General features: G+C 58.6%; 24 protein-coding genes and 1 riboswitch. Of the genes, 13 read left to right on the top strand and 11 right to left on the bottom strand.

The features are described from left to right. Positions 1–5: 5 nt before the first annotated feature. Positions 6–839, bottom strand: a complete 834-nt coding sequence (gene mazG / locus ACTJK5_RS05375; protein WP_313592108.1) for a nucleoside triphosphate pyrophosphohydrolase — start codon at positions 837–839, stop codon at positions 6–8. Between the two features lie 19 nt (positions 840–858). Further along, on the bottom strand, positions 859–1,446 hold the full coding sequence (locus tag ACTJK5_RS05370) for a nucleoside deaminase (RefSeq protein WP_313592107.1): 588 nt from the start codon (positions 1,444–1,446) through the stop codon (positions 859–861). 234 nt (positions 1,447–1,680) lie between these two features. Between ACTJK5_RS05370 and cysG the strand changes: the two genes are divergently transcribed. From cysG to ACTJK5_RS05345, 5 genes are all read left to right on the top strand, one after another. Then, positions 1,681–3,141 (top strand): siroheme synthase CysG, encoded by a 1,461-nt coding sequence (gene cysG, locus ACTJK5_RS05365; protein WP_335322568.1) that lies wholly within the window; start codon positions 1,681–1,683, stop codon positions 3,139–3,141. Beyond that, positions 3,134–3,448, top strand: a complete 315-nt coding sequence (locus ACTJK5_RS05360; RefSeq protein WP_062437505.1) for a DUF2849 domain-containing protein — start codon at positions 3,134–3,136, stop codon at positions 3,446–3,448. The genes cysG and ACTJK5_RS05360 overlap by 8 nt, the downstream gene beginning before the upstream one ends. Positions 3,449–3,456: 8 nt before the next feature. Further along, on the top strand, positions 3,457–5,127 hold the full coding sequence (locus ACTJK5_RS05355; RefSeq protein ID WP_335322567.1) for a nitrite/sulfite reductase: 1,671 nt from the start codon (positions 3,457–3,459) through the stop codon (positions 5,125–5,127). A gap of 11 nt (positions 5,128–5,138) precedes the next feature. Continuing rightward, entirely contained in the window at positions 5,139–5,645 is a 507-nt protein-coding gene (locus tag ACTJK5_RS05350; protein ID WP_335322566.1) for a DUF934 domain-containing protein, read from the top strand. Between the two features lie 145 nt (positions 5,646–5,790). Further along, positions 5,791–6,603: a ferredoxin--NADP reductase gene (locus ACTJK5_RS05345; RefSeq protein WP_062425338.1), complete on the top strand. Its 813-nt coding sequence runs from the start codon at positions 5,791–5,793 to the stop codon at positions 6,601–6,603. A gap of 68 nt (positions 6,604–6,671) precedes the next feature. Here ACTJK5_RS05345 and ACTJK5_RS05340 read toward each other — a convergent pair whose 3' ends face one another. After that, positions 6,672–7,931, bottom strand: coding sequence for an MFS transporter (locus ACTJK5_RS05340; protein WP_113260616.1), 1,260 nt, complete (start codon positions 7,929–7,931; stop codon positions 6,672–6,674). Positions 7,932–8,068: 137 nt separating this feature from the next. On the opposite strand from ACTJK5_RS05340, the gene ACTJK5_RS05335 reads away from it, so the two are divergent. Further along, positions 8,069–8,569, top strand: a complete 501-nt coding sequence (locus ACTJK5_RS05335) for a hypothetical protein (protein WP_112519090.1) — start codon at positions 8,069–8,071, stop codon at positions 8,567–8,569. A gap of 36 nt (positions 8,570–8,605) precedes the next feature. Here the strand turns inward: ACTJK5_RS05335 and ACTJK5_RS05330 are convergent, their stop codons facing one another. The 5 genes from ACTJK5_RS05330 to ACTJK5_RS05310 all read right to left on the bottom strand — a co-directional run bounded on the left by ACTJK5_RS05330 (position 8,606) and on the right by ACTJK5_RS05310 (position 14,844). Continuing rightward, positions 8,606–9,742 (bottom strand): GGDEF domain-containing protein, encoded by a 1,137-nt coding sequence (locus ACTJK5_RS05330; RefSeq protein WP_113260615.1) that lies wholly within the window; start codon positions 9,740–9,742, stop codon positions 8,606–8,608. A 164-nt stretch (positions 9,743–9,906) separates the two neighbouring features. Further along, positions 9,907–12,771, bottom strand: coding sequence for an aminomethyl-transferring glycine dehydrogenase (gcvP, locus tag ACTJK5_RS05325; protein ID WP_440611959.1), 2,865 nt, complete (start codon positions 12,769–12,771; stop codon positions 9,907–9,909). After that, on the bottom strand, positions 12,771–13,133 hold the full coding sequence (gene gcvH / locus ACTJK5_RS05320) for a glycine cleavage system protein GcvH (protein ID WP_062437495.1): 363 nt from the start codon (positions 13,131–13,133) through the stop codon (positions 12,771–12,773). Before gcvH ends, gcvP begins: the two co-directional genes overlap by 1 nt. A gap of 15 nt (positions 13,134–13,148) precedes the next feature. Beyond that, positions 13,149–14,288 (bottom strand): glycine cleavage system aminomethyltransferase GcvT, encoded by a 1,140-nt coding sequence (gcvT, locus tag ACTJK5_RS05315; RefSeq protein WP_162741848.1) that lies wholly within the window; start codon positions 14,286–14,288, stop codon positions 13,149–13,151. A gap of 155 nt (positions 14,289–14,443) precedes the next feature. Then, a riboswitch (glycine riboswitch) is annotated at positions 14,444–14,531 on the bottom strand. 127 nt (positions 14,532–14,658) lie between these two features. Beyond that, positions 14,659–14,844, bottom strand: coding sequence for a DUF3008 family protein (locus ACTJK5_RS05310; RefSeq protein WP_062598387.1), 186 nt, complete (start codon positions 14,842–14,844; stop codon positions 14,659–14,661). A gap of 119 nt (positions 14,845–14,963) precedes the next feature. On the opposite strand from ACTJK5_RS05310, the gene ACTJK5_RS05305 reads away from it, so the two are divergent. After that, positions 14,964–15,371: a hypothetical protein gene (locus ACTJK5_RS05305; protein WP_312929993.1), complete on the top strand. Its 408-nt coding sequence runs from the start codon at positions 14,964–14,966 to the stop codon at positions 15,369–15,371. A gap of 77 nt (positions 15,372–15,448) precedes the next feature. After that, positions 15,449–16,450 carry a copper chaperone PCu(A)C gene (locus tag ACTJK5_RS05300; protein WP_113260612.1) on the top strand — a complete coding sequence of 334 codons (1,002 nt, stop codon included), beginning with the start codon at positions 15,449–15,451 and terminating at the stop codon, positions 16,448–16,450. Between the two features lie 66 nt (positions 16,451–16,516). Here ACTJK5_RS05300 and ACTJK5_RS05295 read toward each other — a convergent pair whose 3' ends face one another. Beyond that, positions 16,517–16,945: a plastocyanin/azurin family copper-binding protein gene (locus ACTJK5_RS05295; RefSeq protein WP_113260611.1), complete on the bottom strand. Its 429-nt coding sequence runs from the start codon at positions 16,943–16,945 to the stop codon at positions 16,517–16,519. A 189-nt stretch (positions 16,946–17,134) separates the two neighbouring features. After that, a complete protein-coding gene (locus ACTJK5_RS05290; RefSeq protein WP_440611958.1) occupies positions 17,135–17,407 on the bottom strand; it encodes a hypothetical protein in 273 nt (90 codons plus the stop codon). Positions 17,408–17,607: 200 nt separating this feature from the next. On the opposite strand from ACTJK5_RS05290, the gene crcB reads away from it, so the two are divergent. The 5 genes from crcB to ACTJK5_RS05265 all read left to right on the top strand — a co-directional run bounded on the left by crcB (position 17,608) and on the right by ACTJK5_RS05265 (position 21,072). Further along, complete coding sequence (gene crcB / locus ACTJK5_RS05285) at positions 17,608–17,985, top strand: fluoride efflux transporter CrcB (RefSeq protein WP_062598390.1); 378 nt, start codon at positions 17,608–17,610, stop codon at positions 17,983–17,985. 62 nt (positions 17,986–18,047) lie between these two features. After that, on the top strand, positions 18,048–19,040 hold the full coding sequence (locus ACTJK5_RS05280) for an RluA family pseudouridine synthase (RefSeq protein WP_062425328.1): 993 nt from the start codon (positions 18,048–18,050) through the stop codon (positions 19,038–19,040). Beyond that, positions 19,037–19,693, top strand: a complete 657-nt coding sequence (locus ACTJK5_RS05275) for an HAD-IA family hydrolase (RefSeq protein ID WP_113260610.1) — start codon at positions 19,037–19,039, stop codon at positions 19,691–19,693. The genes ACTJK5_RS05280 and ACTJK5_RS05275 overlap by 4 nt, the downstream gene beginning before the upstream one ends. 12 nt (positions 19,694–19,705) lie before the next feature. Continuing rightward, the gene (locus tag ACTJK5_RS05270; RefSeq protein WP_113260609.1) at positions 19,706–20,491 is read left to right on the top strand and encodes an ATP12 family chaperone protein; all 786 of its coding nucleotides are present in this window, start codon (positions 19,706–19,708) and stop codon (positions 20,489–20,491) included. A gap of 83 nt (positions 20,492–20,574) precedes the next feature. After that, positions 20,575–21,072 (top strand): hypothetical protein, encoded by a 498-nt coding sequence (locus tag ACTJK5_RS05265; RefSeq protein ID WP_113226143.1) that lies wholly within the window; start codon positions 20,575–20,577, stop codon positions 21,070–21,072. 15 nt (positions 21,073–21,087) lie between these two features. Here the strand turns inward: ACTJK5_RS05265 and ACTJK5_RS05260 are convergent, their stop codons facing one another. After that, positions 21,088–22,293 (bottom strand): multidrug effflux MFS transporter, encoded by a 1,206-nt coding sequence (locus ACTJK5_RS05260; protein WP_113260608.1) that lies wholly within the window; start codon positions 22,291–22,293, stop codon positions 21,088–21,090. Positions 22,294–22,398: the final 105 nt, after the last annotated feature.

Here is a 22,398-nt window from a genome sequence, read left to right as displayed (position 1 = left end):
GACGATCATCCGAGCTGTCGCTCGATCGCTTTCGCCGCCTGCCACAACTCCTCCATTCGCTCAAGGCTTGCTGCCTCAAGCGTTTCCCCGGAGGCGGCAAGCGAGGTTTCAATGTGACGAAACCGGCGGCGAAACTTGGTGTTGGTGCCACGAAGCGCGTTTTCGGCATCGACTTTGACATGGCGGCCGATATTGACCATGGCGAAGATCAGGTCGCCCAACTCATCACTGATACTCTCGGACTGGCCTTCGGCAAGCGCCTGTCTCAGTTCCCCGATCTCTTCTTCGATCTTGTCGAGGATCGGCTCTGCCGCAGACCAGTCGAAACCCACGCGCGCCGCCTGTTCCTGAAGCTTTAGCGCCTCGGTCAGCGCCGGCTGGCTGCGCTGAACCGAGCCCAGAAAACCTGCCTTCGGATCTTCGCTGACGCCGCGCAAGGCGCGTCTTTCGAGCCGCTCCCGCTTTTCGGCAGCCTTGATCTGATCCCATTGCAGCTTTACCGATTCCGGGGTGTCGGCGTCAGAAACAGCAAAGACATGCGGATGACGGCGGATCATCTTCGAGGTCACGGCGTGGACGACATCGCCAAACGAGAATGCTCCCATCTCCTCGGCAATGCGCGAATGGAAGACGACCTGCAGCAGGAGATCTCCAAGCTCTTCGCAAAGATCATCCATGTCGTTGCGCTCAATCGCATCCGCCACCTCGTAGGCTTCCTCGATCGTATAGGGTTTGATCGTCTCGAATGTCTGGACGATATCCCAAGGACATCCTGTCTCAGGCGCTCGCAACGCCTCCATGATCTCGATGAGACGGGAGATATCTGTGGAGGCTTCCATGGCGATGCTTTCCGGACTGTCAGTTCAAGGGGATATTGTTGTCGGACTTGCCCGACTGGTAGCTGTTGGAGAGGTTGTTATAGACCGTTTTGATCCGCGCCGTCTGCTCCTGCAGCTTCGTTTTCAACGGGTCGTCCTCCGCTGCTACCAAATCGGCTATGAAATAGGAGTGCCAGAACGCGTTGCTGCGCCGATAGCCGCCGGGCTCCAGACCGAAGACTTCTTTCAGGATCTTCAGATCGTGCGGAATGGCGAAAGCGTCGCGGGAATCTTCATGGCTGAAGAAGGAGTAGAAATTGTCGAAGCCCGCCCAGGTGATCGCTGACATGCACATAGTGCAGGGTTCATGCGTGGAAAGGAAAATCAGGTCTTTCGTATCCGGCTTCTCGCCAAGTTCATAGAAACGCTTCAGGGTGTGAACCTCGCCGTGCCACAATGGGTTGTCGAGCTCGTTATTCGTTTCGGCGACCACCAGCGACAGATCGGACTTGCGCAGAATAGCGGCCCCGAAGACTTTGTTCCCCAGCGCAACACCCCGGCTCGTGAGGGGCAAAATGTCATGTTCGATCACGTCGAGAAGGCGGGAGGCCAAAGATTGCTCTGTCAAGATATGCACCCTTATTCTGTGGCAGTCAGGTTCCTGGCTGATTTCAGCCAGAAACAACGGAGAAATATAGAATTTTGATAGAAAATACCATCCTTTAGGCACGGTGTGGCCGCTTGGTCCCTACGGTTGCTTTTCCTCAAAAACGTCGCTTGCCGAGAAATAATAATCTACGGCATTATGATGTTGGAATTTTCGTGCCTTCAACCTTTTTAATCGATCGGCGATATTGCGACCATGTTTGAGACAACCGCTTCCCGCACCGAAAACCGTCTGACGACCTTCCCCGCCTTCTTCAAGGTTGAGGGCAAGCACGTTGCTGTCTTCGGCAATGGCGATGAGGCTTACGCCAAGGCGCGGCTTCTTTCAAATACCAATGCGCTGATCGTTGCCTTCTCCGACGATCCACAGTCCGACTACGCGGCCTTCCTCGACAAAGAGCAGATCAAGGTGGTCGCAGAAGCATTCGCCGTACATCAGGTGGAGGGCATGACGCTGGTCTTTGCTGCCACGGGCGATGAAGCGCTTGACCGTCAGATCGTAGATGCGGCGCGCGCAAAGTCCATTCCCGCCAACGCCGTCGACCAGCCGGGTTACTGCGATTTCTACACGCCTGGCCTCGTATCGCGCGCACCTCTTGCCGTCGCCATCTGCACGGAAGGTGCGGGACCTGTGCTGGGACAGATCGTTCGCGCGCGCATCGATCAGATGCTGGCGCCTTCGCTCGGTCGTCTAGCCCGCCTCGCGGTGGAATATCGCGATGCTGCGGAAGCCAGCATTCCGAAAGGCGCGCTCCGCCGTAACTTCTGGCGTCGCTTTTTCTCCGGCAGCGTGGCAGATGCTGTCGCACTGAACGATGTCGATGCCGCTCACGCCGCAGCGGAGAAGCTTCTTCTCTCGCCCGAAAGCCCGGAAGGCTATGTCTGGCTGGTGGGTGCAGGGCCGGGAGCGGAAGATCTGCTGACGCTGCGTGCCCAGCGCGTTCTGATGCAGGCGGATGTCATCGTCTACGATGCGCTTGTGCCGCAGGAGATCGTCAATATGGGTCGCAGGGACGCCGAGCGTCTCTCGGTCGGCAAGCGCAAGGGCTGTCATTCCAAGTCACAGGAAGACATCAACAAGCTGTTGGTTTCTCTCGGCCAGGAAGGTAAGCGCGTCGTTCGTCTGAAGTCGGGCGATCCACTGGTCTATGGCCGCGCGGCCGAAGAAATGGCGGCACTGCGCGAAGCGGGCATCGGCTATGAGATCGTGCCTGGCATCACCTCGGCCTTTGCCGCGGCGGCCGACTTCGAGTTGCCTTTGACACTGCGCGGCGTCGCATCGTCGCTGATCTTTACCACCGGCCATGATCTCGCAGGCGATATCCTGCCGGACTGGGCGCGTCTTGCGGTCTCAGGTGCGACCATTGCCGTCTATATGGGCCGTAGCGTCGCGGCCTCCGTTGCGACAAGACTGATGAGTGCGGGCCTGAACGCCGACACGACGGTTGCCGTCATCGAGAATGCCAGCCGCAGCTATCGCCGCCTGATGCACGGCACGTTGAAGGATTTGCCGGATCTCGAGTACCGCGATGAGTTGACCGGTCCGGTCATGGTAATCATCGGCGACGCGGTCGCCGGTGCGAATTTCGAAAGGTCCGAAGCGCTGGCGGTTTCGCCGCTCAGCGCCCCGATCGGACAGGAGTATGCAAATGGTTGATAAGGTACTGACCGCCAATCGTCTGAGCGATGGCATTGCTGTCTGGCTCGACGCGAACGGACAATGGAACGAGGATCTGCAGTCCTCGCTTGTCGCGCGTCATGCGGAAGCCGTCGCGTCGCTGGAAGAAATCGGCAAGCGAGATTTCTCCGCCAACAAGGTCGTGGACGTCAACATAATAGACGTGGCTGAAGAAGACGGCCGCCTGTGGCCGACGCGTCTGCGCGAACGCATCCGTGCGGCAGGCCCCACCATCGAATACGCCACAGGCTACAAGCCTGCTGACGCAGCATTTATCGCAGTCTGAGGAAGATCATGTACCGTTATGACGAGTTCGACCACGCTTTCGTAAAAGGTCGCGTGGAGCAGTTTCGCGATCAGGTGGAGCGCCGCCTGTCCGGTGAGCTGGCCGAAGATGCGTTCAAGCCATTGCGTCTGATGAACGGCGTTTATCTCCAGCTGCATGCCTACATGCTGCGCGTTGCAATCCCCTATGGAACGCTAAACTCGAAGCAGATGCGGATGCTGGCTCATATTGCCCGCAAGTACGATCGTGGCTATGGCCACTTCACCACCCGTCAGAACATCCAGTACAACTGGCCGCGCCTTGCCGATACGCCTGCTATCCTGGAAGAACTGGCAAGCGTCGAGATGCACGCGCTACAGACCTCCGGAAATTGCATTCGCAACGTCACCGCCGACCACTTTGCAGGTGCTGCGGCAGACGAAGTCGCCGACCCACGCCCCTATGCGGAAATCTTGCGCCAATGGTCGTCGGTGCATCCGGAATTCTCCTTCCTGCCACGCAAGTTCAAGATTGCCGTAACAGGCGCGGAGCGCGATCGCGCCGCCATTCAGGTTCACGATATCGGTCTGCATCTCAAAAAGAACGACAAGGGCGACATCGGCTTTGCGGTTTATGTCGGAGGCGGGCAGGGCAGAACGCCTATGATCGCCAAGAAGATCCGCGACTTCCTGCCCGAAGAGGACCTTCTGTCCTACACTACCGCCATCATGCGCGTGTACAACCTTCATGGTCGCCGCGACAACAAGTACAAGGCGCGCATCAAGATCCTCGTGCATGAAACAGGTGCGGAAGAACTGGCGCGTCAGGTCGAGACGGAGTTCGTTCACCTGAAGAACGGTGAGCTGAAACTTCCCGACGCGGATATCGCTGCGATCACCACTTACTTCGCGCCGCCGCAGTTGAAGGACCGTCCAGAAAGCTGGGAAAGCCTCGCGCGCTGGAAGAAGGCGGACGCGGATTTCGCGCGCTGGGTGGATCAAAACGTCCAGCCACACAAGCACCCCGACTACGGCATGGTGACGATCTCGCTGAAGCCGATCGGCGGCATTCCGGGCGATGCATCCGACGGGCAGATGGATGTTGTCGCAGATATCGCGGCAGAATATGCCTTCGATGAAATCCGCATCAGCCATGAGCAGAATATCATCCTGCCGCATGTCGCACTTGCCGATCTGGAGCCTGTCTACCGCGCGCTTCAGGGCGCAGGTCTGGCAACCGCCAATGCCGGTCTCATCACCGATATCATTGCCTGTCCTGGCTTGGACTACTGCGCGCTCGCCAATGCGCGCTCCATCCCTGTCTCGCAGAAAATCTCCAGACGTTTCGGTTCTCCAGAGCGTCAGGCTGAAATCGGTGAGCTGAAGATCAAGATTTCCGGCTGCATCAACGCCTGTGGTCACCACCATGTTGGCCATATCGGCCTGCTGGGCGTGGAGAAGAAAGGTGCCGAACTTTACCAGATTACGCTGGGTGGTTCGGGTGATGAGAATTCGTCGATCGGCGAAATCATCGGTCGTGGCTTCGAGCCGGAGAAGGTGACGGATGCGGTGGAGACGATTGTCGACACCTATCTTGGCCTGCGCTTATCGAAGGAAGAGACTTTCCTCGAAGCCTACCGCCGGGTTGGACCGCAGCCTTTCAAAGATGCCCTTTATCCTGCAGCCGCAGAAGCTGCTTGAGGACTATGGAAATGACGAAAATCTGGAGCGAACAAGGCTTCGTTGACAACGATCCTTGGATTATCGAGAGCGACGATGTGAAGGCGGGCGAGGGGCAGAATGCGGTCCTGTCGCTCGATGCCTTTCTGACGCGAGCAGCTGAGAGCAATGATGTCGGGCTCGGCGTTCTCATCACGCCGGCGGACGATGTGACGAAACTGGCCCCCTTTATCGATCGCATCGCGCTTGTTGCTGTCAGCTTCCCCGCCTTTAACGACGGGCGAGGCTTCAGCCATGCGTCGCTCCTGCGCACGCGCTTGAACTACCAAGGCGAGTTGCGGGCTGTTGGTGACGTATTGATCGACCAGGTGCCATTGATGCTGAGAACCGGTTTCACCAGCTTCGCAGTCACGAACGAGACGGCGATCCGTCGCCTGTCGGAAAACCGTTTGCCGGGCATCGATGTCTATTACCAGCCGACGGCGAAACCTGCTGCGGAGGGTGAGACCTATAGCTGGCGGCGGCGTGCTGCAGTTTGAAGTCTTGCGCCGAAACATGAGTTATTGATACATATTTCTACCTGCATAGCTCCAATGACGTTCCTGTACCTTCAAAATGCAGTGCGGATGGTGTATCTCCCCGCCTGAAGAATGTCTGGCTTTTTGTGAAATGGACGGAAGAAGAATGAACGCTCCTGCCAAAACGGAAGAATTTGCGGTCAAGATCCCGGACGGCGTCTACGCCGAAACGGTTCTTTCGGTTGAGCATTACACCGACCACCTGTTCCGCTTCCGTATGACGCGCCCGGCTGGCTTCCGCTTCCGCTCTGGAGAGTTCGCCATGATCGGGCTGATGGTTGGCGATAAGCCGATTTATCGCGCTTATTCGATCGCCAGCCCGGCCTGGGATGAAGAGCTTGAATTCTTCTCCATCAAGGTGCCGGATGGGCCGCTCACCTCCCACCTGCAGGCGATCAAGCCCGGCGATACCGTGCTGATGCGGAAGAAGCCGACAGGGACGCTGGTCCTTGACGCACTGACCCCTGGCAAGCGCCTCTATATGTTCTCGACCGGCACGGGCATTGCGCCTTTCGCAAGCCTCATTCGTGATCCCGAGACCTACGAAAAATTCGAGGAAGTGATCCTCACCCACACCTGCCGCGATGTCGCCGAACTGAAATATGGCTTCGACCTTGTGGAAGAGATCAAGAACCATGAGTTCCTGAGCGAGATTGCCGGCGACAAGCTCAAGCATTATGCGACGGTGACGCGTGAGGAATATCCCTTCAAGGGCCGTATCACCGATCTGATTGCAAATGGAAAGATGTTCGCCGACCTTGGTGTTCCAGCTCTCGATCCGGCGATTGACCGTGGAATGATCTGCGGCTCGTCGGCCATGTTGAAAGACACCAAAGAGCTTCTGGAAAAGGCCGGCCTGACCGAAGGCGCCAATAACAAGCCCGCTGAGTTCGTTATCGAGCGTGCTTTTGTCGGCTGATACCGTTTTGATATCTTGAGAAAAAGGAGGCCACGTGCCTCCTTTTTTGGCTTCAGCGTTGTCTGGACTCAGGCGTCCTCGGGGTCATTATCGGGGACGATGTCTCGCCGGTAAAAAATAAAGAGCAGAATGGCAATTGCCGCGACACCACCGCCGACCAGATGCGAGAGCGCAAACCCGCCCTCAGTCGTCAGCCATCCGGCAACACCGTTGCTGAGCGACGCACCGATACCCTGAACTGTCATCACGCTTGCCAGGCCGACATTGAAGCGTCCGGTGCCCTTCAAAATTCGCTCCACGGCAACCGGCGTCGCAATGCCAAGAAGGCCAGCACCGATGCCATCCAGGAGCTGGACTGGATAGACGACCCAGAACTGTTCGAAGGACGCTGCCAGCAGTCCGCGTATGGGTAGGGCCGCGAGTGCGATCAGGAACACGGCAGAAAGCCCGAAGCGGCGGATCAGCCATGGGGCGAGCGCTGCTACAAAGATCATGGCGAACTGGGCAACGCCCGTGATGATCGCCGTTGTCTTGAAAGGCGAGTTGAGTTCGACGGCAAAATCCTGAGCAATCAGTCGACCCATCGGGGCATTGCCGAAATGGAAGATCAGCAGAATGATGGCAAGCAGGATGAGCCCTCGCTCGTGCCACAACACGCCAAATCCGGAAGGCCCGGGCTCACCCTCATCGTGACCTAGACCACGCGCCACCTTGTGGTCGATCTGGTTGGGGTCGATTGCCGTGACGGCAATCAGCGTTCCGATGGCGGTAATGACCATCAGGCCAATGACGCCGGAAATGCCGAAATAGGAGACGGCGACATAAGTGGCAAACAACGAGGCAAAATTGCCACCATGGTTCCAGAATTCGTTGCGCGAGATTTGCTTGGAGAACAGCTTCTCTCCAACGAGGCCGAGCGTCAAACCAGCAAGCGCTGGACCGACAGTCGCGCCGACAACCGCCGTCATGATCTGACCACCCCAGACGATGGTCTCAGTCGGGAAGAGCAATGTCAAAAGCGCGCCCGCGGTCACGAGAATGACCGGCCCGGCAATGAGCGCCCGCTTCCAGGTGGTTCCATCGACCAGCGCACCGCAAAGTGGTGTTGCGGCAAGACCAACAAGGCCGCCAACGGTTGCAATGATTCCCAACTGCATCGGCGACCAGCCATTGGTTGCCAGAAACGCGTCGAGGAACGGGCCTAGCCCATCGCGCGCATCTGCCAGGAAGAAGTTCAACACGGCGAGGGCGAATAATGCACGGTCGCTGATACCCCTGGATCGGCCAAAAGAGGCTCGGTCCGGGGCAGAAGAGGTGAGGGATGTCATCGGCGCGTTTCCAGATGGAGATGAAGCGAGCCCAGAACGCACGAAAACGTTATTGGTTGCTATGGACCATAACGATCTAAATTAGGAACTCTATGGATGTCTTTACCGTTCGCATTCCTCGATAGGGAGCGATCACCATGAAACTGAAGACAGCCTGCCTTTTTGCCTTTGCTGCAATGATCTCCACACCCGCCGCGGCGGACGAAACTGCGTTTCTATCCTCGCTTGGTGGAAGCTGGAAAGGCAGCGGCACGGTCACGACGCGCATCGGCTCTCGCCCGGTCAATGTCAACTGCACCTTCCAGACGACAGCATCCGGACCATCGCTACAGATGAACGGCACCTGCCGTGGCTTCGTTGTCGTGCGCCGATCAATCTCCGCCGACTTGACTGCTCGTGGCACGCGATACAGCGGAAACTATGTCGGCCCGTCGGGGCGCCCATCTGCCCTCAGCGGTAGCCGTCGGGGCGACAATATCAACCTGACTGTCCGCTGGAACCGTGACATCAATGGCGACCGCGTGGCGGGCATGACCATCAGCAAGCTTGGGCGCGACGGCTTGAGACTGCGCACGACGGATAAGGACGGTGCCAATGGGCCCACCGTCACCACTGCGGACATCAGGCTGACGCGATAAAGTACGGCGCGAACATGCTACGGGATAGCGAGAGCCTCAGGCGGCTTCGTCGAGATCCGCGACCGTCGTGTTTCTGCCTGCACCTTTCGATGCGTAGAGGGCTGCGTCCGCGCGGGCATAAGCCTGATGAAAGCTTTCCTCTGGCTTCAGCCGCACGACACCAAAGCTCGCCGTCACCGGGGCCTCTAGATCAATGTCTGGGTAGAGAGAGGACACGCCTATGCGCAGGCGCTCAACGCGCTCGAGCGCCTCTCTCCCGTCGCTGGAAGCAATGAAAAGCGCAAACTCCTCACCACCCATTCTGCCGGTAAGATCGTTATCACTTGTCGCGGCCTGCAGATGGCGGGCAAAGCGACGGATGACCTCGTCGCCGGCTGCATGACCAAGCCTGTCATTGATGGATTTGAAACGGTCGAGATCGGTTGCGACGATAAAGCCGGCTTCATTCGATGCCAAGCGCTGAGAAGCGAGCCGCTCCTCAAAGCCCCGTCGGTTGAGCAGATCGGACAGGTAGTCGTACTTTGCTTGCTTCTGCAGCTCTCCCGCGAGATCCGCCGCCAGGATAAAAAGCGTCAAGATCCCCGTCGCCATCATGCCCGTCGGCGTGCCGAGCGACAGGACGATGATGAAAGACGCCTCGGCTATTTCACCATCCGGTCTGGCCATCCAAGCCGCAATGCCGACCGACAGGATGTAGAGCCCAAAGAATGCCAGAGCCAAGCGAACCGGTGATGACAGACCTTTTGGGTTTCTAGGCAGGAAGACGATCATTCCAACGAAGAGCGCATCGGCCGCTGACGTCATCATCCGCGACGCCATTCGCCACTCGAATGGCTGCCCGCTCCAGAATACCACAATGGCGACAGCAGACAATGCCCATAGCAGAGAGATCAAACGATGATCGAGATTGGCACGGGAACGGAACCCGATTGCCAGAAGCGCGAAACTGCCGATGGAAGCCTGACAAGCAAGCATCGCCATCATGCTTTGATAATCCGGCCAGATGACGCCAAACACCCGGACGCCATGGCCGACCGCTGAAAACATGAAAGACAACGCCCAGAAAACAGCGTGGAATTGCACTCCAAAACGCCGCCATGCCACGAGCAGGGCCGTGCCGAAAAACAGGCTGACGAAGACAATGCTGAGCGATGTGGCGATAGGAGAGAGCATAGCCAAATTTTTAAAGAAACAGATGTCGACTGCTTCTATACGACCTATGGCGTGATCCGCACAACGGCTGTGCCCGACATGTTGAAACGACGGCTATCAAATCGTGAATCATGGCGGGCTCTAACGAAAGAAGCCCGGATCGCTCCGGGCTTCGTCAGTCGATTTTACTCCGCTGCTTCCTGATACTCGCTCATTGGCGGGCAGGTGCAGACGAGGTTACGGTCGCCATAGACATTGTCGATACGGTTGACCGGCGACCAGTACTTGTCCACGCGGAAGGAGCCGGGCGGGAAGCAACCCTGTTCGCGGCTGTAGGGGCGATCCCATTCGCCGACGAGGTCTTCGACAGTATGCGGGGCGTTCTTCAACGGGTTGTTGAGTTTGTCAGCACGGCCTTCCTCGATGTCGCGGGCTTCCTGACGGATCGTCAGCATGGCGTCGCAGAAGCGGTCGATTTCAGCCTTGGTCTCTGACTCCGTCGGCTCGATCATCAGCGTACCAGCGACCGGCCAGCTCATGGTCGGCGCGTGGAAGCCGCAGTCGATGAGGCGCTTTGCGACATCATCCACGGTCACACCGCAGCTGTCATTGAGCGGGCGCGTGTCGATGATGCACTCATGCGCCACGCGGCCAGCCTCTGACTTGTAGAGGACGTCATAGGCGCCCTTCAGACGGGCAGCGATATAGTTGGCGTTGAGGATCGCCACCTTGGTCGCCTGCGTCAGCCCTTCGCCACCCATCATCAGGCAGTAGCTCCAGGAGATCGGCAGGATCGACGGGGAGCCGAACGGTGCGGCAGACACCGCACCAGAGCGACCGTCGCTTACCGGGTGACCGGGAAGGTAAGGCGCAAGGTGCGCCTTGACGCCGATCGGTCCCATGCCGGGGCCACCACCACCATGCGGAATGCAGAAGGTCTTATGCAGGTTGAGATGGCTGACGTCGGAACCGATATCACCAGGACGGGAAAGCCCGACCATGGCGTTCATGTTGGCGCCGTCCAGATAGACCTGTCCGCCATGCTTATGAACGATGTCGCAGATTTCGCGAACCGTCTCTTCAAACACGCCGTGGGTGGATGGATAGGTGATCATGCAGCACGAGAGGTTTTCCGCATACTGCTCTGCTTTTGCACGGAAATCGTCGATATCGACGTCACCGTTTTCCTTCGCCCTGACCGGAACGACCTTCATGCCGACCATCTGTGCGGAGGCAGGGTTGGTGCCATGTGCAGACGTTGGGATAAGGCAGACATCGCGATGCGCGTCGCCACGAGCCAGATGGTAATTGCGGATCGTCAGCAGACCCGCATACTCGCCCTGCGCGCCGGAATTTGGCTGCATGGAGAAGGCGTCGTATCCGGTCACAGCGCAGAGCTTCGCGGAGAGATCGTCGATCATTTCCTTGTAGCCCAGCGCTTGGTCGGCCGGGACGAAAGGATGGATGTCGGAGAATTCCGGCCAGGTGATCGGCAGCATTTCCGCGGTTGCGTTCAGCTTCATCGTGCAGGAACCGAGCGGGATCATCGCCCGGTCGAGAGCCAGATCACGGTCCGAAAGACGACGGATGTAACGCGTCATCTCGCTTTCGGCGCGGTTCATGTGGAAGATCGGATGCGTCATGTAAGCACTTGTACGCAATAGATCTTTCGGAAGTCGGTACTCCGGCTCGAAGTCGGAAATCGAGAAGTTGCCGCCAAAGGCGCGCCAGACCGCTTCCAGCGTTGCCGGGCGCGTGCGCTCATCAAGGCTCATGCCGATCTTGGTGGAGCTCACCTTGCGAAGGTTCACACCTTCGGCAACCGCGGCCCGCAGGATCAGCGCCTGCATGTGGCCGACCTCGACCGTGATCGTGTCGAAGAAGGTATCCGGCTCTATCTTGTAGCCAAGCTTCTCCAGACCCTTGGCCATCAGCACCGCCTTCTGGTGCGTCTGCTGGGCGATTGCCTTGATGCCCTGCGGACCGTGGAAGACGCCATACATCGATGCCATGACGGCAAGCAGCACCTGGGCAGTGCAGATGTTGGAGGTCGCCTTCTCGCGGCGGATGTGCTGCTCACGGGTTTGCAGCGACAGGCGATAGGCACGGTTGCCTCGGGCGTCGACAGACACGCCGACAAGGCGACCAGGCATGGAGCGCTTGTGGGCATCCTTGACCGCCATGAAGGCCGCATGCGGCCCGCCGTAACCGACCGGAACGCCGAAGCGCTGCGAAGAGCCGATCGCAATATCCGCGCCCATTTCACCCGGAGACTTCAGAAGCGTCAGCGCCAGCAGGTCGCAGGCAACGGCCGCGATAGCACCTGTCTGGTGCAGGCGGGAGATCAGGCCTGAGAAATCGCTGACGTGGCCGTGCGTACCGGGATACTGGAAGATTGCGCCGAAGACGTCGACCGGATCGAGATCGGTGAACGGATTGCCGATGACGACTTTCCAGCCGAGCGGCGCGGCGCGCGTTTCGATCAGTGCGATAGTCTGCGGGTGGCAATTGGCGTCGACGAAGAAGGCGTTCGCCTTGGACTTCGCGACGCGCTGGCACATGGACATGGCTTCGGCAGCAGCGGTGGCTTCATCGAGAAGCGAGGCGTTGGCAACGTCGAGGCCAGTCAGGTCGGAGATCATCGTCTGGAAGTTCAGGAGCGCTTCAAGACGACCCTGCGAGATTTCCGGCTGATAGGGCGTGTAGGCCGTGTACCAGGCGGGGTTTTCCAGAATGTTGCGCTGGATGACCGGCGGCGTGATCGTGCCGTAGTAGCCCTGGCCGATCAGCGAGGTCAGAACCTTGTTCTTGTTCGCCGTCTCGCGCATGCGGTCGAGTGCTTCGCGTTCGGTCAGCGCAGCACCCCAGGCAAGCGGGTCCTTCTGACGGATGGAGGAAGGCACAGTCGCGTCAATGAGCGCGTCGAGGCTCTTATAGCCAACGACCTTGATCATCTCCTCCATTTCCGCCGGCGACGGACCGATATGACGGCGATTGGCGAAGTCATAGGGCTGGTAGTCGGTGAAATGAAATTCAGTGGGCGTGTTCATTACGCGACCAGCTCCTTATAGGCGGCTTCATCGAGCAGCGCATCGGCATCGGCGGCGTTGGAAAGCTTCAGCTTGAAGAACCAGCCGGCACCTTGCGGGTCGGAGTTGACGAGCGACGGATCGTCGACGATCGCCTGATTGATCTCGACGATCTCGCCGTCCAGTGGACAATAGACATCCGACGCTGCCTTCACGCTTTCAACGGTTGCGGCTTCGCCGTTCTTGGAGAAGGTCGCGCCGACGTCCGGCAGTTCAACGAAAACCAGATCGCCGAGTTGTTCTGCGGCGTGCGTGGTAATCCCGACGGTGGCGACGTCGCCTTCGATCTTCAGCCACTCGTGTTCCTGGGTAAATTTCAGCATGGGTTTCTCCGCAGATTAGCGCTTATAGGTGGGTGTGATAAAGGGCAGGGCAGCGACAGTGACCGGCAGGTACTTGCCGCGCACCTCGGCGAAGATCGCCGTTCCAGGTGTCGTGTAGTCGGTGGGCACGTAACCCATGGCAACGGGGCCTTCCACAGTGGGGCCGAAGCCGCCAGAGGTAACCTCACCGATCTCAGTCTTGCCTTCGGCATCGGCAAACAGCTTGGAATGACCGCGCACCGGCGCCTTGCCTGCGGGCCTCAGGCCGACACGGCGACGGCTCGTGCCGTTGCCAAGTTCACCGAGAATGCGATCGGCACCTGGAAAGCCGCCTTCGCGGTCACCGCCGGCACGACGCGCCTTCTGGATGGCCCATTCCAACGATGCTTCGATCGGTGACGTTGTGGTGTCGATGTCGTTGCCATAGAGGCAAAGACCGGCTTCGAGCCGAAGACTGTCGCGCGCACCAAGGCCGATGGCTTCGCAGTCGGGATGTTCGAGCAGGGCTTTGGCAATTTCCTCGGCCTTGTCAGCAGGAACGGAGATTTCGAAACCGTCCTCACCGGAATAACCGGAGCGCGACACAATGCAGGGAACGTCATGCAGCGGAATTTCGCGCACATCCATGAACTTCATATCGGAGACGCCCGCCCAGAGTTCCGCGAGAACAGCCTCTGCACGCGGACCCTGAAGCGCGATTAGCGCCCGATCGTCAAGCAACGTGATCTCGCAGCTGTCGGAAAGATGCGCCTTCATATGCGCGAGATCGGCATCCTTACAGGAGGCGTTGACGACAACGAACAGATGGTCGCCAAGATTGGTGATCATCAGGTCGTCAAGGATGCAGCCATTCTCATCGGTGAAGAAGCCATAGCGCTGGCGACCAGCCTTGAGGTTGAGGATATCGACCGGCACCAGCTTTTCTAAAGCAAGGGCGGCATCGTCCACCTTGCCAGACTTGGCCTTCACGATGACCTGGCCCATGTGGGAGACATCGAAGAGACCGGCCGACGCACGGGTATGAAGATGTTCCTTCAGAACGCCCGCCGGATATTGCACAGGCATGTCGTAGCCCGCAAAGGGCACCATGCGGGCACCAAGGGAAAGATGCAGGGAATGGAGTGGGGTGACTTTCAGCTCGGCTGTATCGGCCAAGGATGCCTCCGGGGTAGCGCGTTCGCGCGGGCTCATGTTCGTGACACTCTGCGAGCGTCGGGTTCAAGAGCCCCCTCTGTCCTTGTCGCCTGAGATTGTTATCCCTTCGGCGAGCCTGCCCTTATAAGTGCAAGGAGGCTTCTCTCCAGAGTTCCGTTCGACCGTTGGTCCTTTTGCCTGAGAGTTTCCGGGGCGGTTGCTCCTTCGGCACCGCATCGAAGCGGTTTCTCCCAACGGTATGGAAGCTCATTATCTGTGAAGCTCTCAGATTGGCAAGGACGAAATGACGCAGGTGAACAGTTTTTTGTTCAACCTGCGTCATTTGCTTGTCATCCGGTTGACCACGCCGTGTCTCAAGGCGGGCCGAAACTTAGGCGTCCTTTTTCTCCGGAAGCTTCTTGCGCTTCGTCGAGGCCATATCTTCAAGTTCTTTTTCTGTCATGGACTTAGCCATGCTTTTTGAAGCACCTTGTAAACGAGATTTCGGCATGTCGCCGCGCTTTGCGGCAAGGGCCGCGCCTGCGGCTTTCTGCTGGGCTTTGGATTTTGCTGGCATGTTTAAACTCCTCGGTGATGCGTTGCGTTCTGCAGATCAAACGCCAGCCTTGGGGAGCTGTTCCGCGACACGCCGAGTGGCCCTTTGATTTTGGATCAAAGCGCGGTATCGGAATGACCATGAGGGTGTTCGAAAGCAACAGGGCAAAGACAATCGAGTCTGTGCTGCGCATGGTCTGCGCCGTACTGATGCTGTCTCTCGGCCTCGCGCATAAGCCGGTTCAGGCTGCTCCCGCCGCTGCACTGGATGAAGCCTATCGATTGCCGGATGGCACCTTTGCCGAGATATGCTCCGAGCATCTGCCGCAAAATCAATCGCAGCATGGCAAGCACGAAGGCGGTGCGATCCTCTTTTGCGAGGCTTGCCTGCTGGCATCCTCTATCCTTCTGCCAACGCCATTTGCAGATGATGGCCTCAATCCCAATCCGGCGTCGCTCGAAAATGCGCTTCCGCAACAGCAAGAAGCGCTCACGCTTTCAGAGCTGCGCACCAACCGCGCTCGCGGACCGCCATCCTCAGCTTTCTGATCCCTTCGCAAACAATGCCGCAGCGCGGCACCTCAAAAAGACGGACTGCCAGATAAAGCAGCCGCAAGGATCGAAAGATGACAATCATCAAGCACGCCGCATTCGCAGCTTTCGCAGCTGCCCTCTCGGCCACCTCCGCCTTCGCCCATACGAGCTTCGTCAACGGCACGGCGGAAGAAGACAGCACTATCGTCTCAGCCCTTCAGGTGCCGCATGGCTGCGAAGGCGGTCTTGCGACGACAGAGGTTCAGGTCGTTCTGCCCGAGGGCTTCATTTCCGCCAAGCCGCAGCCGAAAGCCGGCTGGGAGCTTGAGATCATCAAGGGCGACTACCAGAAGACTTACAAGAACCACGGAAAAGACGTGAAGAGCGGGCCAGTCGAAATTCGCTGGAAAGGCGGCAACCTGCCGGATGATTTCTATGACACCTTCAACATCCAAGGGAAGGTGGCAGGTGTTGCGGCAGGCAAGGCACTTCCCTTCAAGGTAAAGCAGCTCTGCAGCGACAAGGGCACCGCAAGCTGGGATCAGATCGCCGCAGAGGGCCAGGACCCTCATTCACTGGACAATCCCGCACCGGTCATCCGCATCACGGCCAAGCAGAATGGCGAAGGCGAGGGGCATGCGCACCATGATCACGGCGCCATGGTGGATACGAGCGCTTCCGCTGGCGTGGTCAAAGCGGGGGATCTGGAACTGTCTCAAGCATCCACCAAAGCCATGTTGCCCGGACAGCCGGTCGGCGGCGGCTTTGTCACCATCCGCAACACGGGCACCTCTGACGATCGGCTTGTTTCGGTCTCCTCACCCCTGGCAGGTCGCGCCGAAATTCACGAAATGGCCATGGCTAATGACGTCATGAAGATGCGCAAGCTGAATGACGGTATCGTCGTGCCGGCCGGTCAGACGGTGGAGCTTTCGCCGGGCGGTCTCCATTTCATGTTCTTCAACGTCAAGAAGCCGTTCGCCGAAGGCGACAAGGTTCCCGTGACCCTGACTTTCGAGAAGGCCGGAGAGGTCTCGATCGAGCTTCCCGTCGGTCCTGCCAATCCGGGTGAGGCGAAGCACAATCACAATTGACGGCTCTCAAACGATGGCCGCCGGGATGCATCGGCATCTCGACGGCCGTCAACACTCAAATCGTTCTTACTTCGTAACCGTGAGCTTTGCCTGCATTCCGGCCTCGTAGTGGCCCTTGATATTGCAAAAGAGCAGGTAGGTGCCGGGCGTCAGCTTGGCTTTCAACTGACCGTCCTTGCCGGGTTTCAAATCCGCCACTTCGCCAAGGCTCTTCAGCTTCTTTTCATCGATGCGATGTTTTGCCGTGTCAAGCGGGATCGCCTCGTCGGGCGACTTCAGCTTGACGAGAACCATCTCGTGATCTTCCGAGACGGCGTCGTTGTGAACCATGAAGACGGCTTCTCCCGCTTTGACGCTGGGCTTATCGAGTGTCAGCGTCATCGGCTGCCCGCCTTCGCCGCCTTCATGGACCATGATTGCGGTTGCGGCAAATGCTGGAGCTGCGAGCGTAAAGGCAGCGACCGCTGCCATTGTCAATTTTGCTAGGGTCTTCATGATTAACCTCTGTTTCAGTGATTTCGAAAAGAGGTTGGGTGATTTGCCTGACAGGAATCTGAACGTCGTCAACAAGGCCGAAGCTTAAAGCATGGTCCACACAAAAGCGTGCAGCGATCTTGCGACATGGGCTTGCGATAAAACAAGGACCTAAAGCGTCTGAGCCAATCTGAAAGATCGCGATAGGCCTTAGTCGGACGTGTCCCAATCCTCCTCATAGGCATGGCGAGCCTGCTCCAATGTCGCCTGAGGGTTTTGTCGCCCGGATGTGAAGAGGGAAAGGGACAGCGCCGCGGCTGTCAGGTTCATCAATGTGTGTTCCGACCCATCGTTGCGCGTGATCTGCTTCAATTCCTTGGCAGCCTTTTCGACCTCCGCTTTGCGCGAAGCGCGTTGCGGAGATTTTGCGCCCTCAGACGCATACGCCGCGATATTCGCGGAAACCGACCAAACCTGCCACATTGCCAGACCTCGATAGTAATAATGGACAGCAATGTAACAAGGCGAGATTTATCTTCGGCTAAACCTTCAGGTTGAATTTGATACGCATTTTAATCATCACTGGGGCCGGACGACTGTCGCCAGCGTATTTCTAAATCCATCGCCATGACTTAAAGCTGACGGGTCATCAGCGTTTAGCATTAGGACCGGAGCGTCTTTGCATGTCGAACATTCTTCTCGTCGCAATCGGCGGCGCCATTGGTTCAGTCGGCCGCTATCTGGTCGGGCTTTGGGCGACGCGTCTTGCCGGGCCGAATTTCCCTTGGGGCACGCTGACTGTGAACGTCGTTGGCGCATTTGCGATCGGCCTTCTCGTCGAAATGGTCGCGCGCCGTTTCGACGCTTCCAATGAGATGCGAGCCTTCATCGTCACCGGTATTCTTGGAGGCTTCACCACATGGTCGTCCTTCACGCTGGACACGATGGTGTTGTTCGAGCGTGGTGAAGTCGGCCTGTCGGCGCTGTATCTCCTGGCCAGCCTGCTGGTTTCTTTTGCTGCGATCTTCGCCGGGCTGGCCTTGGGCCGCGCTTTGTTTTAAAGGCAAGGCAAAGGCCGCACAGGAACGAGGCGGCAGATCAGAAAAGAAAGACTGGAATTGCCATGGCAGGTATCGAGCACATCAAGGTAGAGGCCGACGAGGCCGGAATGCGTCTCGACCGCTGGTTCAAGATCCACTATCCGGGACTGGGGTTCGGCCAGCTGCAGAAGCTGATGCGATCCGGCCAGGTTCGTGTGGATGGTGGACGGGTCAAGACCGACGCTCGCGTTCAACCGGGGCAGATGGTCCGCGTACCGCCGCTCGATGTCGATGCCAAGGTCAAGAGCGGTCCCATCGGCTCCAAGGATTTGAAGCATTCGGAAGACGGCGATCTCCTTAAGCGCATGTTGCTGCATGAAGACGACAAGGTTTTCGTCTTCAACAAGCCAGCCGGCATCGCAGTGCAGGGCGGCTCGGGCGTAAACCGCCACATCGACGGTCTTCTGGAAGCCTGGACGAGCCAGAAGGGCGAAAAGCCCCGTCTCGTGCATCGCCTCGACCGCGATACGTCGGGCGTTCTCGTCGTCGCCCGCACACGGGGCGCGGCACAGAAGCTGACTGCGGCCTTTCGTGAGCGCGATACCAAGAAGACCTATTGGTCGCTGGTCAAAGGCGTGCCTCGCAAACACCAGGACAAGATCTCAAGCTGGCTGGTCAAAGAGCAGACGCCGGATGGCGACCGTATGCGCATTGCCAAACACGGCGAGGAGGGTGCCGACCACGCCATCTCCTACTACCGGGTGATCGATACCGCAGCGCAGAACCTCGCGTGGCTGGAGATGGAGCCCTATACCGGCCGTACCCACCAGCTGCGCGTCCATGCGCTGCATATGGGCCATCCGATTATCGGCGATCCCAAATACTATATCGAAGACCCGAACTGGGATTTCCCCGGCGGCATCCAGAAGCGCTTGCATCTCCACGCGCGCCACATCGACATTCCCCATCCGTCAGGCGGACGCCTCCGGGTCAGCGCGCCTTTGCCGCCGCACATGGTGCAGACGTGGAATCTTCTCGGCCTCGACGTCGCCGATGGTGACAGGGACGACCAATGAAGCTTGTTCTTTTCGATTGCGATGGCACGCTGGTCGATAGTGTTGGTCTCATCCATGAAGTCATGGCGCGCACCTTTGTGCATTTTGGATTTCCACGCCCTGAGGTGTCGCTGACGAAGTCCATCATCGGCCTGACGCTCGACATCGCGATTGCCCGCATGCAGGGCAAGACGCATGTGGATGACGAGGCGACGGCCATGACGGCGCATTATAAGGCGATCTTTGCGGAGACGCGCGCTGAAGCTGGCTTTCAGGAACCGGTCTTCGACGGTATCATGGCGATGATCGCGAAGCTCTCCGAGCGGAAAGAACTCTTGATGGGTGCTGTGACCGGCAAATCCCGGCGCGGCCTCAACCTCATCATGGACACGCACGGCTTTCGCAAACATTTCATCGTGTCGCGCACGGCCGATGACTGCCCCTCGAAGCCCCATCCGGCCATGGTCAGCGAATGCTGCAACGAGACCGGCATGGTTCCGGCCGATACGATCGTCATCGGCGATGCGATCTACGATATGCAGATGGCAAAAGCTGCGGGTGCCAAGGCGATCGGCGTTGCCTGGGGCTATGCCTCCGTCGACGCGCTCTGGGCTGCGGGTGCGGATGCGATCGTCAACCATCCAAGCGAAATTCCCGGCCACATTCCGGGCTGATAAGGACAAAAGATGCGTGATTTGCTGAACGATCTTTCGGAGGGCTTGAGCCATCCAGACCCGATCCGCCGGGCGCAAATTCAGATGCAGAAGCCGCTACCCAAGCGTTTCTACAAGGACGTCACCGTTGAAGAGCTGGACGACGGAGCGTTTACAATCCGTCTCGACGGCAAGACGTTGCGCACACCAGCGAAACATGCACTCTCCGTACCGACGAAAGCGCTTGCCGTCTTGATGCGCTACGAGTGGGATTTGCAAGCGGAGGTGATAGACCCGGCGACCATGCCGGTCTCCCGTCACATCAATACGGCGATTGATGGCATTGCCAATGATCCGCAGGCGGTCTTCGAAGATATTCTTCGTTTCTCTTCCAGCGACCTGCTGTGCTACCGCGCAGGCGAGCCGGAAGCCCTTGTCGAACGACAGAGCGAGCAGTGGGACCAAGTCATCGACTGGGCTGCGAATACGCTCGGAGCACGCTTCATCCTGATCGAAGGCGTGATGCACCAGGAACAACCGCGTGAGGCTGTGGCGGCCTTTGCCGTCACTCTGCGCAAATACGATACGCCGATCGAGCTTGCGGCTCTCCACACCATGACCACGCTCACCGGATCGGCGCTCCTTGCGCTCGCCTTGGCCGAAGGGGAGAAATCCCTCGAAGAGGTCTGGGCACTCGCTCATCTCGACGAAGACTGGACTGCCGAACAGTGGGGCGAGGACGAAGAGGCGCAGCAGCGCCGCGCCGTGCGCTTTACCGACATGCGCGCAGCCGCCCGTGTTCTTGCTGCAGCGCGGTAAAGGTCGCCGTCACGACTTAGAGCATTTTTAACCACGATGGATGAAGATGCACCCTGAGGGTTACCTTAGGGGAGGCGTCTTTCTTGTATCGGCAACTGAAGCGTTTCGGCATGATTTTGCTGGCGTCGCTCGCACTCATGTCTTTCAGGCTCGGACCTGAAACGGGCGAGCGAGACCGGCTGATCTATGACGTGCGGGGCGCTTTCGTTGCCGCCCGGCCGGATGTCTCGCCTGAGCTTATGCAGTCGATCCATTATCAGGTCGCCAATGCCATCAACGACACGGTGAGGGTGCGTGCGCGACCCCGCGTCGTGCTGACCATCAGGCTCGAATCCTATACCAGAGGCTCCTTGCTTCTAGGCCAACGTGCCTCGGTGAAGGCCGTGGTGCGCGCAGCGGCGGTGCAGACAGGCGAAGTCATCGCCGAGGCGAAATTCACCGTCACGGCAATCGGCATCGATGCCTCGTCGATAGAGCGGGATCTGGCCTTCGGCGTCGCGGAGCGGGTGATATCCGAGTTCAAGCTGAACCGAACCGCACCATCGACGCTTGCGACCGCCTTGTTTCCTGGGAGCCGGTAAGCCCGTTACGACGCGTCATAGGGTGACGCCAACGACCGGCGACTCGCTTCTTCTGATGGCGATCTCGGCAAGGACGAGTGAAGACAGTCCGGCTGCAAAGAATCCGACCGCGAGATAAGTTGTGTCGCCGCTGTAAAAGCCGCCGAAGCCAACTGCAAACAGTGTGGCAACCAGGCTCGACCCCGACGCGATCAAAGATGCCCCAAACCCCGCCACGTTTCCAAGCGTCTGCATGGCGAGGGCGTTGAGATTGCCGAAAAGGATGCCGATCGCAAAGAAGGCGAGGGACAGCAGCGTCAAGAATACCGCGAAGGGCAACACATCCTCTGCGCCCAAGGTCGCAATCACCATCAACAGAGACACCGCCGTTAGACCAATAAACCCGGCACGCGCCATCGCGACCACGCCAAGGCGCTGGACCAGCCTCGCATTGATGAAGGAGGCAAGGCCCATCGCGATAGCCAGAGCCGCGAAGTACAGCGGGAAGCTCTCAGTCACGCCGTAGGCCTCAAAGAAAAGATCCGCAGCCGTGCTGAGATAGAGGAGCTGCGCCCCGAAAACGAGTCCGGTTGCCACGATCAGAAGCGTCACGCGAGGGCTGGAGAGAATGCGCCGCGCGTTCAGGAACAGCAGGCGCGGCCGAAATGGAATACGCCGTGCCATTGGCAGCGTTTCGGGATGCCGAGCAGCAACCCAAGCTCCGAGCACCACGGCGATGACGAAATAGGCGAAAAACACACTGCGCCAGCCGGCCATCGCGATAAGCCCCTGCGCCAGAGCGGGAGCCAGCATTGGGACCAGAATAAACAGCGTGAACATGAAGGACATGACACGCGCCATGGCATCGCCCTCGAACTGGTCACGGATCATGGCGCGGGTCGCGATCTTCGGACCGGAGACACCTATACCTTGCAGGAACCGGCCAATGAGCACCATTTCCAGAGACTGGGCAAAAAGCGCGACGACTGTTCCGAGGAGATAGACGCAAAGTCCGCCGAGGAGTGCTTGTTTGCGCCCGAACGCATCCGAGAGAGGGCCGATGACAAGTTCGCCAAAGGCCATGCCGAAGATGAACAGCGAGATCACGTGATGCGTGGAGAGTGGCGGCGCCACGCCAAGCTCCAGTCCGATCTGCCTCAGCCCCGGCAGCAAAGCATCGATGCTGAGCGAGGTGAGGGAGGTCAGCAAGGCGTAGAGAATCAGGCGGCTGCGGAATGTCATCGGATCGAGTGGAGTTTCATAAGGGAATGGGAGGCCACCATAGCGCGCTTGACCAGAGGCGCAACGCCAGTATCCCGGAGATTTGTTCGGCGGACGTAAGCGACG

The sequence above is a fragment of the Agrobacterium sp. 22094 genome, from assembly GCF_052046015.1.
Lineage (GTDB): Bacteria > Pseudomonadota > Alphaproteobacteria > Rhizobiales > Rhizobiaceae > Agrobacterium > Agrobacterium cavarae.
This window is presented reverse-complemented; position numbering and strand designations above follow the sequence as displayed.